Annotated in this window: 14 protein-coding genes and 1 other annotated feature; of the genes, 11 read left to right on the top strand and 3 right to left on the bottom strand. The window is 34.4% G+C overall.

The features are described 5' to 3' along the window. Window positions 1-16 precede the first annotated feature (16 nt). The 5 genes from MHB74_RS07485 (at window position 17) to MHB74_RS07505 (ending at window position 3,605) form a co-directional block, all read left to right on the top strand. Window positions 17-679 (top strand): PspA/IM30 family protein, encoded by a 663-nt coding sequence (locus tag MHB74_RS07485; protein ID WP_061678633.1) that lies wholly within the window; start codon window positions 17-19, stop codon window positions 677-679. A gap of 106 nt (window positions 680-785) precedes the next feature. Next, window positions 786-1,526, top strand: coding sequence for a cell wall-active antibiotics response protein LiaF (gene liaF / locus MHB74_RS07490; protein ID WP_000716092.1), 741 nt, complete (start codon window positions 786-788; stop codon window positions 1,524-1,526). Next, the gene (locus MHB74_RS07495) at window positions 1,526-2,581 is read left to right on the top strand and encodes a sensor histidine kinase (RefSeq protein ID WP_000744332.1); all 1,056 of its coding nucleotides are present in this window, start codon (window positions 1,526-1,528) and stop codon (window positions 2,579-2,581) included. Before liaF ends, MHB74_RS07495 begins: the two co-directional genes overlap by 1 nt. After that, on the top strand, window positions 2,578-3,210 hold the full coding sequence (locus MHB74_RS07500; RefSeq protein ID WP_000598709.1) for a response regulator: 633 nt from the start codon (window positions 2,578-2,580) through the stop codon (window positions 3,208-3,210). Before MHB74_RS07495 ends, MHB74_RS07500 begins: the two co-directional genes overlap by 4 nt. Window positions 3,211-3,266: 56 nt before the next feature. Continuing rightward, window positions 3,267-3,605 carry a DUF3922 domain-containing protein gene (locus MHB74_RS07505; protein ID WP_116758376.1) on the top strand — a complete coding sequence of 113 codons (339 nt, stop codon included), beginning with the start codon at window positions 3,267-3,269 and terminating at the stop codon, window positions 3,603-3,605. A 23-nt stretch (window positions 3,606-3,628) separates the two neighbouring features. Here the strand turns inward: MHB74_RS07505 and brnQ3 are convergent, their stop codons facing one another. Next, complete coding sequence (brnQ3, locus tag MHB74_RS07510; RefSeq protein WP_061678631.1) at window positions 3,629-4,984, bottom strand: branched-chain amino acid transport system II carrier protein BrnQ3; 1,356 nt, start codon at window positions 4,982-4,984, stop codon at window positions 3,629-3,631. Between the two features lie 56 nt (window positions 4,985-5,040). Continuing rightward, window positions 5,041-5,299 (bottom strand) — a binding site (T-box leader). 272 nt (window positions 5,300-5,571) lie between these two features. On the opposite strand from brnQ3, the gene MHB74_RS07515 reads away from it, so the two are divergent. Continuing rightward, entirely contained in the window at window positions 5,572-5,781 is a 210-nt protein-coding gene (locus MHB74_RS07515) for a hypothetical protein (RefSeq protein ID WP_061678630.1), read from the top strand. Window positions 5,782-5,820: 39 nt separating this feature from the next. Here the strand turns inward: MHB74_RS07515 and MHB74_RS07520 are convergent, their stop codons facing one another. Then, window positions 5,821-6,597, bottom strand: a complete 777-nt coding sequence (locus tag MHB74_RS07520) for a class I SAM-dependent methyltransferase (protein WP_061678629.1) — start codon at window positions 6,595-6,597, stop codon at window positions 5,821-5,823. Between the two features lie 206 nt (window positions 6,598-6,803). On the opposite strand from MHB74_RS07520, the gene MHB74_RS07525 reads away from it, so the two are divergent. Both MHB74_RS07525 and MHB74_RS07530 read left to right on the top strand, forming a co-directional pair. Further along, on the top strand, window positions 6,804-8,351 hold the full coding sequence (locus tag MHB74_RS07525; protein WP_098375442.1) for an IS200/IS605 family accessory protein TnpB-related protein: 1,548 nt from the start codon (window positions 6,804-6,806) through the stop codon (window positions 8,349-8,351). 245 nt (window positions 8,352-8,596) lie between these two features. After that, entirely contained in the window at window positions 8,597-9,448 is an 852-nt protein-coding gene (locus MHB74_RS07530) for a hypothetical protein (protein ID WP_061680312.1), read from the top strand. Between the two features lie 85 nt (window positions 9,449-9,533). Here the strand turns inward: MHB74_RS07530 and MHB74_RS07535 are convergent, their stop codons facing one another. Then, entirely contained in the window at window positions 9,534-9,731 is a 198-nt protein-coding gene (locus MHB74_RS07535; protein WP_001053353.1) for a hypothetical protein, read from the bottom strand. A 150-nt stretch (window positions 9,732-9,881) separates the two neighbouring features. On the opposite strand from MHB74_RS07535, the gene MHB74_RS07540 reads away from it, so the two are divergent. The 3 genes from MHB74_RS07540 (at window position 9,882) to hmpA (ending at window position 12,983) form a co-directional block, all read left to right on the top strand. Continuing rightward, window positions 9,882-10,979, top strand: coding sequence for a site-2 protease family protein (locus tag MHB74_RS07540; protein WP_061680311.1), 1,098 nt, complete (start codon window positions 9,882-9,884; stop codon window positions 10,977-10,979). A 114-nt stretch (window positions 10,980-11,093) separates the two neighbouring features. Next, complete coding sequence (locus MHB74_RS07545) at window positions 11,094-11,612, top strand: hypothetical protein (RefSeq protein WP_061680310.1); 519 nt, start codon at window positions 11,094-11,096, stop codon at window positions 11,610-11,612. A gap of 162 nt (window positions 11,613-11,774) precedes the next feature. Continuing rightward, a complete protein-coding gene (gene hmpA / locus MHB74_RS07550) occupies window positions 11,775-12,983 on the top strand; it encodes an NO-inducible flavohemoprotein (RefSeq protein WP_061680309.1) in 1,209 nt (402 codons plus the stop codon). The last annotated feature ends 30 nt before the right edge of the window (window positions 12,984-13,013 follow it).

Consider the following 13,013-nt stretch of genomic DNA (forward strand, 5'->3'; position numbering starts at 1 on the left):
AGAGAGGAAGATTATAATGAAACAATCTTTATTCGGACGTGTACGCGATGCAATTTTAGCAGATTTTCATAATGTGTTAGATGAGAAAGAAAGAAAAAATCCAATCGCTATGTTAAACCAATATTTACGCGATAGTGAGCGTGAAACAACAAAAATTGAGAAGTTAATTCAGCGTCATAAAACATTAAAATCTAATTTCGCTCGTGAGCTTGAGCAAGCACGTTATTTCGTTAATAAAAGATCAAAACAGGCTATCATCGCTCAAGAAGCAGGCGAATTACAGTTACACGAACGTGCATTAGAAGAAGTAGCTTATTATGAAGGGCAAGTAACTCGTTTAGAAGAAATGTATGCAGGTGTTGTAGAGCAAATCGATGAATTAGAGCGTCGTCTTTCTGAAATGAAAAACAAATTAAAAGAAATGCACGCAAAGCGTATGGAACTAATGGCGCGTGAAAATATGGCACATGCAAATCGTCGTATGAATACAGCGATGCATAAAATGGATGAAAACAATCCGTTCTTACGTTTTGAAGAAATTGATGATCATATTCGTGACTTAGAAACTCGTATAAATGAGGAGCATGAACGTGACACATTTGATATGAAGATTGCAAAGCTTGAGCGTGAAATGAAAGAAAAGAATGATGTATCGTTAACGAAAGAGTTAACAAAATAATAGTAGTATATTATAAAACAGGCTTATGATATAGTGATAGGAGAAAAGGTGTTGGAAAGCAATGCCTTTTCTTCTATGTATATGTGAAAAGAAGGGGGGAGCTGAAATGAAGAAGCATTTTTCAAAAACACAATTAATGGGGATGCTCCTCATCATATTTGGATTCGGTCTTTTTCTTGATATGATACTTGGACATTTTGAACCAGGTGGTCTCATTTTTGCATTTATTATGCTTATGTTTGGAAGGCATTATCGTAAAAAGAATCGTTACGTACGGGGAAATGTATTTTTATTTGTTGGTGGTATCGTATTTTTATTCTTCTTATTTTCTTCAGCAGCATTTGTTCTTGTCGTATTTGCTTGTTTAGCTTTAATTGGTTATCAACTGATTCAACAAGGACATCAGCAAAAAGCAATGAAGGTTGAAATTAAAGAAAAAGGGATTATAGACGAGGAGAAGCAAATATATCGTACAGAACCGTATTTAAAAAATATGTTTGTAGGGAATATACGAATGATGGATCATATTTATGAACTTGAGGATATTAATGTTCAATATGGTGCTTGTGATGTGGAAATAGATTTAACAACTGCTATGATCCCAGAAGGGGAGACGGTAATTGTTATTCGCGGTGTCGTTGGTAATATCCGTTTATATGTGCCATATGATATTGAACTGTCTTTAAATCATTCTGTTCTTGTCGGACGTGTGCTTCTGCCAGGTCATGAAGAAACAGGATTTAACCGCAATGTTACATTTAGAACAGAGCAGTATAAAGAGGCTCCTCGTCGTATTAAAATTATTTCTTCGCTTGTCGTAGGCGATACGGAAGTGAGGAAAGTATAATGAAAAAACAAAAAAATATTTCGTGGATGTATATTCGTTATTCTATGTTGTCCTCTGTGAGTATCGCACTTATTTGTACAATTGTATATGTATGGAAAAGCGAGCAACAAGTGTATGATTTATTATGGAAGGAATCCATCGCTTCTGTTCCAATTGGCTTGTTTATTATGACTACAAGTTTACTTATTGGGGGAATTGTAGGATATGCAATCGGTTACTATATAGAGCAGCGTATACAAGGATTAAATACGTTTCTATTTGAAGTAGAGCGAGGGAATTTTCCGAGCGATGTTTCGTTTACGGCAGATGATGAATTTCATGAAGTGGAACGAAAAGTAATCGTTTTGGCTCGTCGATTAGAGGAGCAAGCTGGACTCTTTCAAAAAGTAACGAATGAACGAGCTCATTGGAATGAAGAGATGAGACAAGAAGCGATTTCCCAGGAAAGGCATCGATTAGCGAGGGAGCTGCATGATTCTGTAAGTCAGCAGCTTTTTGCAATGTCAATGATGATGTCGGCTATTAATGAACAAGTAGCTGAAATTCCAGAAATGACGAAAAAGCAGTTGCAGCTTGTTGAAAATATGGTTGTAAATGCACAGTCAGAAATGAGAGCATTGCTTCTTCATCTACGCCCAGTGCAGTTAGAAGGCAAGAAACTAACAGAGGGTATAGAAGAATTATTAACAGAACTGTCTAGAAAGCAACATATGAAAATTGAATGGTTAATTGAACCAATTCAATTAAAAAAGGGTGTAGAAGATCATTTATTCCGTATTGTACAAGAGGCGCTGTCTAATACTTTAAGGCATGCGAAAGCAAAGAAAACGGAAGTACGTCTACGCAAAATTGAGCAATATGCAATATTGAAAATTATTGATGATGGTGTCGGTTTTAAAGTAGGGGTTAATAAAGCTGGTTCGTATGGCTTAAGATCAATGCAAGAGCGAGTTCATGAAATTGGTGGTACATTAAAAGTACTTAGTTTTCCAAATAAAGGTACACAAATAGAAGTGAAAGTACCGATTATGATTGAGAGAGGGGGAGAGTCATGATAAAAGTATTATTAGTTGATGATCATGAAATGGTTCGAATGGGTGTATCAGCATATTTATCAACGCAACCAGATATTGAAGTAGTTGGAGAAGCTGAAAATGGAAGAAAAGGTTCAGAGTTAGCTTTGCAATTAAGACCAGATATTATTTTGATGGACCTTGTCATGGACGAGATGGATGGGGTTGAAGCAACACGTGCTATTATTCAGGAATGGCCAGAAGCGAAAATTGTAGTTGTAACGAGCTTTTTAGATGATGAGAAATTGTATCCTGTTATTGAGGCGGGAGCGACTAGTTATTTATTAAAAACATCAAGAGCGAGTGATATAGCAGACGCTGTACGAGCTACTTATGATGGAGAAACGGTATTAGAGCCAAAAGTTACTGGTAAAATGATGTCTCGTATGCGTCAGAAGAAAGAACAACCTTTGCATGAGGAGTTAACAGAAAGAGAGTCTGAAATTTTGTTATTAATTGCAGAGGGGAAAAGTAATCAAGAGATTGCGGATGAGCTATTTATTGCACTTAAAACGGTAAAGACACATGTAAGTAATATATTAAATAAATTAAATGTAAGTGATCGTACGCAGGCGGTTATTTATGCGTTTAGACATCAATTGACGAAATGATAAAGTGAAACTTTAGGCAGTGGGGGTTATCCCCACTGCTTATTAGTTTGCGCCAAATCTTTTTATTGACGTTAATTAATGTAAGCGTTATCATTAAGTTGTTAACAGTACATACAAAGGGGAGAATGTATATGTTAGTTCAAACTATATTTGGCATGGATAAGTCTAAAAAATTAGGGGATTATGTGAACGCATTGCAAGCGCTTTGTGAAAAATATAATGTGGAAACAGATAAAATTGCAATTGTTGAGGCGACAGAAGAGTACTATTTATTTTTAGTGAAACAAGAAGATTGCTACGATGTTGTCAAAGTAGAAACAGTGGATACAAATATCGACTATTATACGAAAGCTTATAAAATAAGTAGTTTTAACCATACTGCTTTTCAAATGTAAAAAACTCCCGAAAGGGAGTTTTTTTAGGATGCTTTTACTTCATGAGATTCGTTTAGTAAGGGCACTTTTTTCGCACCGCTTAACTTAGCGATTATAAGGCCGATAAGAGCTCCGGCTAATGCTGGTATGAGCCAGCCGATTCCTTCATTATATAAAGGGATGAATTCAAAATATGGAGTGATAAATGAAACTGAAATACCACCTTGTTTTAATCCATCAAATATGCTTACGAATGCTGCTCCAATTAAAGCACCTACATAAACAGAGCGATATCCACCGAAATATTTATGAAGTAATGATAGTAGAACAAGAACAATTGCAATTGGATATACAACAAGTAGAATTGGAACAGAGATGGCAATGATTTTTGTTAATCCTAAGTTGGCAACTAATAATCCTAATGCACAAATGATGCTCGCGAATGTTTTGTATGAAAATTTAGTCAATAAGGTTGAAAAATACTGACTACATGCAGATACAAGTCCAACACATGTCGTTAAGCAAGCGAGTGTAACGATAAGAGATAATAGAAGTAAACCGTATGGACCGAATAATTGTTGTACGATAACAGTAAGTAATTGTCCTCCATTTTTTGCATATCCGAGAGAGACGCTAGTTGCACCGAGCCAGCCAAGTGCACCATATACAAGTACGAGACCAGTAGCGGCAATAAGTCCTGCTTTCGCTGTCGCGATGGCAATGGATTTACGATCCTTTACACCTTTAGAGCGAATGGCATTTACAACGATAATTCCAAATGCAAGCGCAGAAATAGTATCCATCGTTAAGTATCCTTCCATAAAGCCTTTGAAGATTGGAGAAGTTTGATACTCTTGCATTGCAGGTCCTGATTGCCCGAGTGGTGTAAATACACTTTTAACAAATAATAAGAAAATAGAAAGTAATAAAATAGGTGTTAATATATTTCCGATGCGATCGACAAGTTTGGATGGATTTAAACTAAGCCAAAATACGATAGCGAAGAAGACGACCGTGTATAAAAATAGTGCTAGGTTACTAGAGCGAATTGTTTCTGGTAAGAAAGAACTAACGCCCATTTCATAAGCGACATTCGCAACACGTGGAATTCCCATAGAAGGACCGATTGCGATGTATACAACTACAGTAAAGAAAATTCCGAATAATGGGTGAACATGACTTGCGAGTTGCTGCATACCGTTTCCTGATAAAGAAATTGCAATCACAGTTAATAATGGTAAACCGACTCCTGTTAGTAAAAATCCAATCATTGCCGGCCAAAAATTTTCACCTGCATTTTGTCCAAGCATGGGAGGGAAAATTAAATTACCTGCCCCAAAAAATAAAGAAAATAGCATAAGACCCGTGAAAAAAATGTGTTTTTTTGATACAGTGTTCATTGTTTTTCCTCCTTTTTTAAATTCATTTGTAAGAACACAAAAAACTCGTCCCTAAAGAAAGGGACGAGTTATATTTACCCGCGATACCACCCTAATTTATACATGTAGAAATGAGTCTATATGTATACGGCTTTACAACGTACAACATGATACGTGTTCCTTGTAACGGGGGACAGCCGGTAAGAACTTACTGTAACATTCGGTTCTACTTCTCGGAGATGATTTTCGGCTACGCACTGAACGTTGGCTTTCAGCAATTCGCCAACTCTCTGGGGGACAGTCCTATAACGTACTCGTTCTCGTCAATGAATTTTTATTCAAGTATTCTGACAGTATTGTTGCATGTTTTTTTTTGAAAGTCAATATATTTTTTGAAAGGCATATTTACATACGGAAATATTCAATGTGATATTCGTTGATGTGAAGGGAATGTTGGATTGTAAAATGGGAGTAAAAATTTGTAGAGAATTGTAAAAATTGTAGAGAAAGTTGATATTTATAGGAGTAAAGAAGGTATTGTTTAAATTTACAGAGAATAATACAACAATCCACTTGCTGGAAAGAACAAACCAAAAGAGGTGACTGAAATGCTTGCGATGGGAGTATTATTTGGCATTATTGCTATAATTGGTTTTATGTGGTTATATTATTCGCGTTCGTTTAAACAAGCAGAAGTTTTACTCTTTCAAAAAGGTAGTTTGTTGACAAGTCAGTCTAGATATTTAGTATGTCCGAAGTGTGGAAGTGCACAGGCCAGAAGTGGAGGATATCAAGAGTGTTGCAAAATTAGATTATGAAAGAAGGAAGCCTCACATTATTTTGTGAGGCTTCCTTCCTTACAATTTCATGGCACTCCAAATTGTCCATCGATCTCTTTCAATGATAGGAGAGGTATTTTGTAAGGCGGTCTGGACCTGCTGTAGAAGTTGAGAAAGTTCATGATCTGTTAATTCGTATAGAATAGATCGACCTGTTCGAGGTGATAAATCTTGTAACAATGCTTCTATAGAATCATGTATTTTGCGTACTTCCCATTGTGTTTGAGTAGGGAACACGTGAAGGAAATATTTTTGTAATTCTTGTTGTATCGTGGTAGTTTTTGGTCTCCTTTTTGCTTCTATTTCAATAAGTTTTGGAAAGATGGAGAAAAAATACCCACGAATGTGTTCGGAGCTTCCTGGAATTGTACAATCTTCAATGGTGCGGTCTTGTACAATGAGTACACCGTTTTTCTTTAATATACGAGAAGCTTCACCTAGAAATGTAGGAATGTCTTGTAAATGATGAATAACTGCGCGCGAAATCACAATGTCGAATGTTTCATTAGGATATGGGACGCTATGTGCATCACCATGAATGAAAGAAATGTTTGGAAAACCGCTACAATTTTCTTTTGCTGCCTGTAATATTTCTTTTGAAAAATCAAGCCCAATAACACTTTTTGCTCCCATAAAGGCGAGTTCTTTCGTATAAATACCGCCACCACAGCCGATATCAATTATTTGCTTGTTTTGTATATTTGTAATACTTTTGATCATTTCACCCCAAGAAATATGGGCGTTTCGCTGTGCGTATGTGTATTTATTATTTGCATCGTGAAAATTAATGGACATGAAAAAGACCTCCTTTCAATGCTTAGTATAGCGTATTTTATAGTGTGTCATGTTTTTGTTTTTTGTATGAAGAGTATAAGGATTTCTTATTGTAAAGGGAGGTAATAACAGTAAATAAGAATCTATAAAAATTTACAATTACAGGTTTTATATTTTACAGAATTCAACCTATAATATTTTCAGGTGATGAAAAGGGGGGGGAAAGGATGAAAACAACACGTACTTGTAAAATCAATTCTATTACAAAAGAACAAACGGAAGCTTTAATTACTTTGATCCGTACGTTCGAAAGTGCAAAACGATATAGTTTTAATCGTTTGATTGAGGGCGAAAACGAGAAAGAATTGATAAAAAAACTACAACCTAAATATTTGTTAAATAAACGTTTTTGTGAAGATGCGATTTTACAAGCGCAAACGATCCTTTTCTCTCAAAAAGAACTTCTTCCTGTTTACCTAGAAAACAATCAAAAAAAGTTAGAAAAGACGTTACAAAAAATAGATGATTATGAACGCGGCAAAAAAAGACCTAAACAAGTTGCATTAGAAACTTGTTTAATTGGCTTAAGAAAACGAAAACAAAAATTAGAACAAAAAATTGAAATGTATGCAAAACATATTAAAAATAAAACATTACCTCCTATTATTTTTGGTGGGCGGAAAAATTTCTATGAAAGAATGAAAAACAAGATATCCAATCAAGAATGGAAAGATTTGCGGACACGACAATTATATTCTCGTGGAGATAAAAGCAAAAAAGGGAATTTGAACATGCGCATTACAGTTGATGACTGTGGGCAAGGATGGTTAGAAATTGCAAATCCATTAGGACGAACAAATGGAAAAACAAAAAGCCCACGAATCAAAGTTCCGATTATCATTCCATATCATTTTTATCATCAAATCACAAATGTCGTTATGGGAAAGCAAATCGGTGTAAATCCAAAAGGAAAACCGATTATAGAGCATCAAAAATATAGTGTAGAAATCATTCGTAAACAAAATGAATTTTATGTAAATATTTCGTTTGATGAAACAGAAATAGGTCGTGTACTAGATTTCAAGGAAACACCACAATCAGATGTAATTGCAGGAATTGATGTAAATCCGGGCCGCATTGCAGTTAGTTTATGTACAAAACAAGGTAATTTTAAAGGGTCAAAAATTTTTTATCTACACAATCTGAATGCGTTTTCAACAAACAAACGCGCCACGATAATTGGACAAATCGTACAACAAATTAAAACATGGTTGTTGGAAAACAATGTAGGTGGAATTGTTTTAGAAGATTTAAAGTTTCAACAATCTCATGATACTGATAAATACAGTAATCGTAATTTCCATCAATTTACGTATAAAAAGATGTTGAACAGTTTAATTCGTATGTCTCTTTGTAACGGATTTTCTGTTAAAACAGTAAACCCCGCTTATACAAGTGTGATTGGAAAATTAAAATACAGTAAAAATTTCGGTATTAGCGTTCATGAAGCAGCCGCCTTCACGATCGCAAGACGTGGATTAGAATTGCAAGAACAATTACCAAAAGAGATTATATTATTATTAAAAAACCAAATTACAACAAAACTGCGTATTCTTGTTGCTTCCATGGAAGAAAGTAAAAAGAATACGCAAAAAGTATATAAAAAATGGTTACAAACAATTCAAATGTGGAAAGAATATCACAATTGGAAATTGTGGAGCATTCTTCACAAAACTGTTTATATGAGCAATCAACAATTCGTATTTAAAATTTAAATGAGAAGGGGGGTACTGGTTTATTTCTTATAACCTCTTGCATACTACTGACTTGGATGAATGGTAGTATGCAAGGACAGATCGTTCCTAACAGGAACCTGCCGTCATTCTTTCACAATAGGTGGATGAAAAGGTCACAACCCTTACGGACAGGAAAAAGGTGAGATTCCTTTTCGGTAGTTGGCATTTGACTTGGTTCGCCAACAATTTATAGATTTTTATAAGAATTTTAAACCAGGATTAAGTTGAAAAGGAAATATGTAATGTTGTTGTTTGCTATGTTACTAGCATCTTGTAGTCAAGTTGAGCAAAAAAAAGAAACAAAAAAAGTAGAAGAGACGGTGAATGAAGTGAAAGAAACAATAGGGGTAACCGTTATACAAAAAAAACATAAAGAGAAAAAGTTACAGGAATCAGAAGCTAAGTTAGTAATAGACATTATAGATAAAGCGGAAAAACAAGACGTAACAGGTAGTTTTGGTGAGCCGGAATATGAAATACAAATTAGTAGAGATGGAAAAAAAGAAACCTATTATGCGTGGCTAAGAGGAGAAGATAGACGAGGGTGGTTACAATATAAGAACGCTATGTACATGCTAGATAAAAAAGATACGGAAAAGCTGTTAGCTATATTTCCAAATGTTTCAGAACAAAAAGAAGATGAGACGCAGGCAGGTCCTTTAGCGGAAGTAACAAAAAAAGATTTGCAGATTACCGCGTTTCATATTAAAGCAGGTGATCAAAAAGTGAATTATACGGTACGGTATACGATTTCACAATCACTATACAACAAGTTAGAGAAGGAACAAGAATATTATTTGCAAGTCATTTTCCCAGAAAAAGTTCAAAAATTAATTGGAGCAAAAGAGAGTGAAAAAATTTTAGGAGAAAAGGTAAAGGAAGGGTATAAACAGTATGAATTGCATGCTATTGTGCAGGTAAAAGATGCTTCAGAATCACAATTAAAGGCATTAGAAACATATTATGAAAATTACGATTTGAAAATATTAAATAGTAAAAAAGAGAAAATAGGTGTTTTTCAAAATATCATTCAAATTGTTAAAGAGTATGGTGAAAAAATGAATTTACAAAGATAAAGTGAAACTTTAATTACGGGATGAATGTAAAGTCTATATGGCCTTTCCTAGGAAATGATAATAGAGAGGGGGAGTCCCCTCTCTATTACTTTGCTTTTGCAGATGGCTCATTCATTGATTTTCGTGTAATAAGAAAAGAAATCATAAGAGCGGAGAGGATGATTAAAGCAATAAATACGTGATTTGGCAACAAATCTAATAATAATACGTAGCTAACGGTATAAAAAATAAGAGTTGAAGCTAAAAACGATAGAGCGCCTATTATGAGAGATTGTAAATTCATTTGTATACACCTCCTTTTATTTATATTTTTGGCTAAAAATGGATTAAATAAACATTATTTCTAACGATAGAAAAAAATATGTCATAATAGAGAAAGAACCAGCTTTAATGAATAAATATGATTCATTAATGAGAGATAAAGGAGAGGAATATGAAAAATAATAAAAAAGGATTATGGGGAATTATTGTTGCCATAGGTTTATTTTTACTTTCTAAGTTAAAGTGGGTATTTGCAATTTTTAAATTAGCAAAGTTTTCAACAGTATTTAGTATGTTTCTATCACTTGGTGCATACGCAGTTATATATGGTTGGAAATTTGGAGTAGCGCTCATTTATTTGTTGTTTATCCATGAAATGGGCCATTTATGGGCTGCGAAAAGAAAAGGTATACCAACATCACCAGCAATATTTATTCCATTTATGGGTGCTCTTATTGGGATGAAAGAGATGCCGAAAAATGCGAAAGATGAAGCTTACATCGCCTATATGGGGCCCCTTTTCGGATTGTTGTCATTTTTACCTGCAATTCCACTTTATATAATAACGAAAGAGCCATTTTGGGCATTAATTATTTTGCTTGGAAGTATGATTAACTTTTTTAACTTGATCCCAGTTTCTCCATTAGATGGTGGACGAATTATCTCAGTTGTAAGTACAAAGATTTGGGGAGCAGGTCTTATTGTATTGCTCGGTTATTCCATTTACTTTAAAAGTATTTTGGGAGGATTTATTGTTATTATCGGCTGTATGGAATTATATAGAGTAATAAAGCGAGATGAGCCGATTAAGGAATTAGGATATAGAATTGATGGAATGAAAGAATATGTTGCAAGGCTTGAAGAGGAGTTAAAAGAAACGGGTGCAGTGCATCGGAATATATATATGATGCAACATGAAATAAATGTATTAAGACAAAAAGAAAGAGAGAAAGAATTAAAAACAGGAGAACTTCAAAAAATTGAAGTGTTAGAGTACCTTTTACCAAAGTTTGAGCCACTTGATTATGTTCCATATGAAGAGGAAAAAGAAACACATACAATTCATATAAGAGAAGTATTTGAAATGTCAGAAAGAAAATTACAGGAATGGAATACAGAAAAGAGTCAACAGGAAAACTATTATAAAGTGGATATGAAAACGAAATGGACGGTATTTGCTTGGTATATCGGATTAATGGCTATACTCGGTTACACAGCTTATGAAGGGTATATGGTTTTACAAGAACATTTGCCAACGAGGAATGTCTAGAAAAATATTGTCGAAATGATAGGAAGAATTTATACAGGAATTGGATTTCTACGAGAGAATGTTACAAGTATAGTACTACATTGTAATATCTCTAGTAGAGAAGGGGTTCTGTATATGAAGAAATTGTTACGTGTATTCGGGATTATTATCGTGATGATCATTGCGAGTTATAGTCTTATGAAAGTACTGTTACATTATGCGAATAAGCCTGCTGAGGTAAAGACGATAGCTCAAATAGAAGATGTACAAGAAGAGACAAAAGTACTGGATTTTATTCGTATGACACATGAAAGTTATAATAATTTCTTAAATTATGGTAAAGCGGAGAATTATACAGAAGGGGACTGGAACCAATTGAAACAATGGTTTCAACAACAAGAATCGTCTTTGAAAAATATACATACAGAAATAAAGAATGAAAAAATAAAACGTGATGTAAATAGAAGCTATGAAATTGCAAAAAAAGGTGTGGAACTTCAAAATATGGAGTATGTAGTTTATGCGCATCGTGTATACCATGACTTGGATATTATCGTAAATAAATATAGAGGTGAAACGAATATCTGGGGGTATACAGAGTTTGGAGATGGGAAAGATATAAGGATAATTGAACAAGCGATACAGTCCAAATAATAATAAGCTAGCTAGCATTCTAGTTGGCTTATTTTCTTTTGTAAGTGCAATGTTCATATATTTTTCACAAAAACACCGTGTGAATAGTGATTAAAATCACAATATGTACTATACAATTCAGTTAAACTAAAAACAGTTAAGGAAATAGAGGAGTGGGATACAATGTTAAGTGCAAAAACAATTGAAATCGTAAAGTCAACAGTACCATTATTACAAGAAAAAGGCGTTGAAATTACAACGAGATTTTATGAAATTTTATTTTCGGAACATCCGGAGTTATTGAATATTTTCAATCATACAAATCAGAAAAAGGGAAGACAACAACAAGCGCTAGCAAATGCCGTTTATGCAGCTGCAACGTACATTGATAATTTAGAAGCTATTATTCCAGTTGTAAAACAAATTGGTCATAAGCATAGAAGTTTAGGTATTAAAGCGGAGCATTACCCGATTGTAGGTACATGTTTACTACGCGCAATTAAAGAGGTTGCAGGTGCACCTGATGAAGTTTTAAATGCATGGGGAGAAGCTTATGGTGTCATTGCTGATGCATTCATTAGCATTGAAGCAGAGATGTATGAAGAAGCGGCACATAAAGAAGGTGGATGGAAAGATTTCCGTAACTTTGTAGTTGTTAAAAAAGTAAAGGAAAGCGATGTTATTACGTCATTTTATTTAAAACCTGAAGATGGCGGGAAAGTTTCTGCATTCATCCCAGGACAATATGTAACGATTCAAATAAATATCGAAGGTGAAACATATACACATAATCGTCAATATAGCTTATCAGATGCTCCTGGAAAAGAATATTATCGTATTAGTGTAAAGAAAGAAAAAGGTGTAGATACACCGGATGGTAAAGTATCTAACTACTTACATGATCATGTGGAAGAAGGGGATATGTTACCGGTAAGTGCACCAGCAGGAGATTTCGTATTAAATATGGATTCAACTTTACCAGTTGTACTAATTAGTGGTGGAGTAGGTATTACTCCGATGATGAGTATGCTAAATACGTTAATTGAACAAGACTCAACACGTAATGTATGTTTTGTTCATGCGGCGATAAATAGTAATACACATGCAATGAAAGAACACGTTGAGGCAGTAGATAATGAATATGAACAAGTTAAAGCATACACTTGCTATTCTGCACCAACTGAAAAAGATTTGGAAATGAAGAACTTTGATAAAGAAGGCTTCATTGAAGCTGAATGGTTAAAAACTATTATCCCGACAACGGAAGCAGAATTTTATTTCTGTGGTCCCGTACCATTTATGAAACATGTAAATGCTGCACTAACTGATTTAGGTGTGAAACAAGAGCATATTCATTATGAATTTTTCGGTCCAGCAGCAAGCTTACAATAAGGTGGATTTGAATAAGCGAAAAACGAGGTA

It is taken from the genome of Bacillus sp. FSL K6-0069 (genome assembly GCF_038007785.1).
Classification (GTDB): Bacteria; Bacillota; Bacilli; order Bacillales; family Bacillaceae_G; genus Bacillus_A; species Bacillus_A mobilis.

Excerpts from the sequence above, each read along its gene's own strand:
- hmpA (WP_061680309.1), top strand. The coding sequence starts at position 11,775 with ATGTTAAGTGCAAAAACAATTGAAATCGTAAAGTCAACAGTACCATTA.
- MHB74_RS07515 (WP_061678630.1), top strand. The coding sequence starts at position 5,572 with ATGCTTGCGATGGGAGTATTATTTGGCATTATTGCTATAATTGGTTTT.
- brnQ3 (WP_061678631.1), bottom strand. The coding sequence starts at position 4,984 with ATGAACACTGTATCAAAAAAACACATTTTTTTCACGGGTCTTATGCTA.
- MHB74_RS07500 (WP_000598709.1), top strand. The coding sequence starts at position 2,578 with ATGATAAAAGTATTATTAGTTGATGATCATGAAATGGTTCGAATGGGT.
- MHB74_RS07485 (WP_061678633.1), top strand. The coding sequence starts at position 17 with ATGAAACAATCTTTATTCGGACGTGTACGCGATGCAATTTTAGCAGAT.
- MHB74_RS07520 (WP_061678629.1), bottom strand. The coding sequence starts at position 6,597 with ATGTCCATTAATTTTCACGATGCAAATAATAAATACACATACGCACAG.
- MHB74_RS07540 (WP_061680311.1), top strand. The coding sequence starts at position 9,882 with ATGAAAAATAATAAAAAAGGATTATGGGGAATTATTGTTGCCATAGGT.
- MHB74_RS07525 (WP_098375442.1), top strand. The coding sequence starts at position 6,804 with ATGAAAACAACACGTACTTGTAAAATCAATTCTATTACAAAAGAACAA.
- MHB74_RS07495 (WP_000744332.1), top strand. The coding sequence starts at position 1,526 with ATGAAAAAACAAAAAAATATTTCGTGGATGTATATTCGTTATTCTATG.
- MHB74_RS07545 (WP_061680310.1), top strand. The coding sequence starts at position 11,094 with ATGAAGAAATTGTTACGTGTATTCGGGATTATTATCGTGATGATCATT.
- liaF (WP_000716092.1), top strand. The coding sequence starts at position 786 with ATGAAGAAGCATTTTTCAAAAACACAATTAATGGGGATGCTCCTCATC.
- MHB74_RS07535 (WP_001053353.1), bottom strand. The coding sequence starts at position 9,731 with ATGAATTTACAATCTCTCATAATAGGCGCTCTATCGTTTTTAGCTTCA.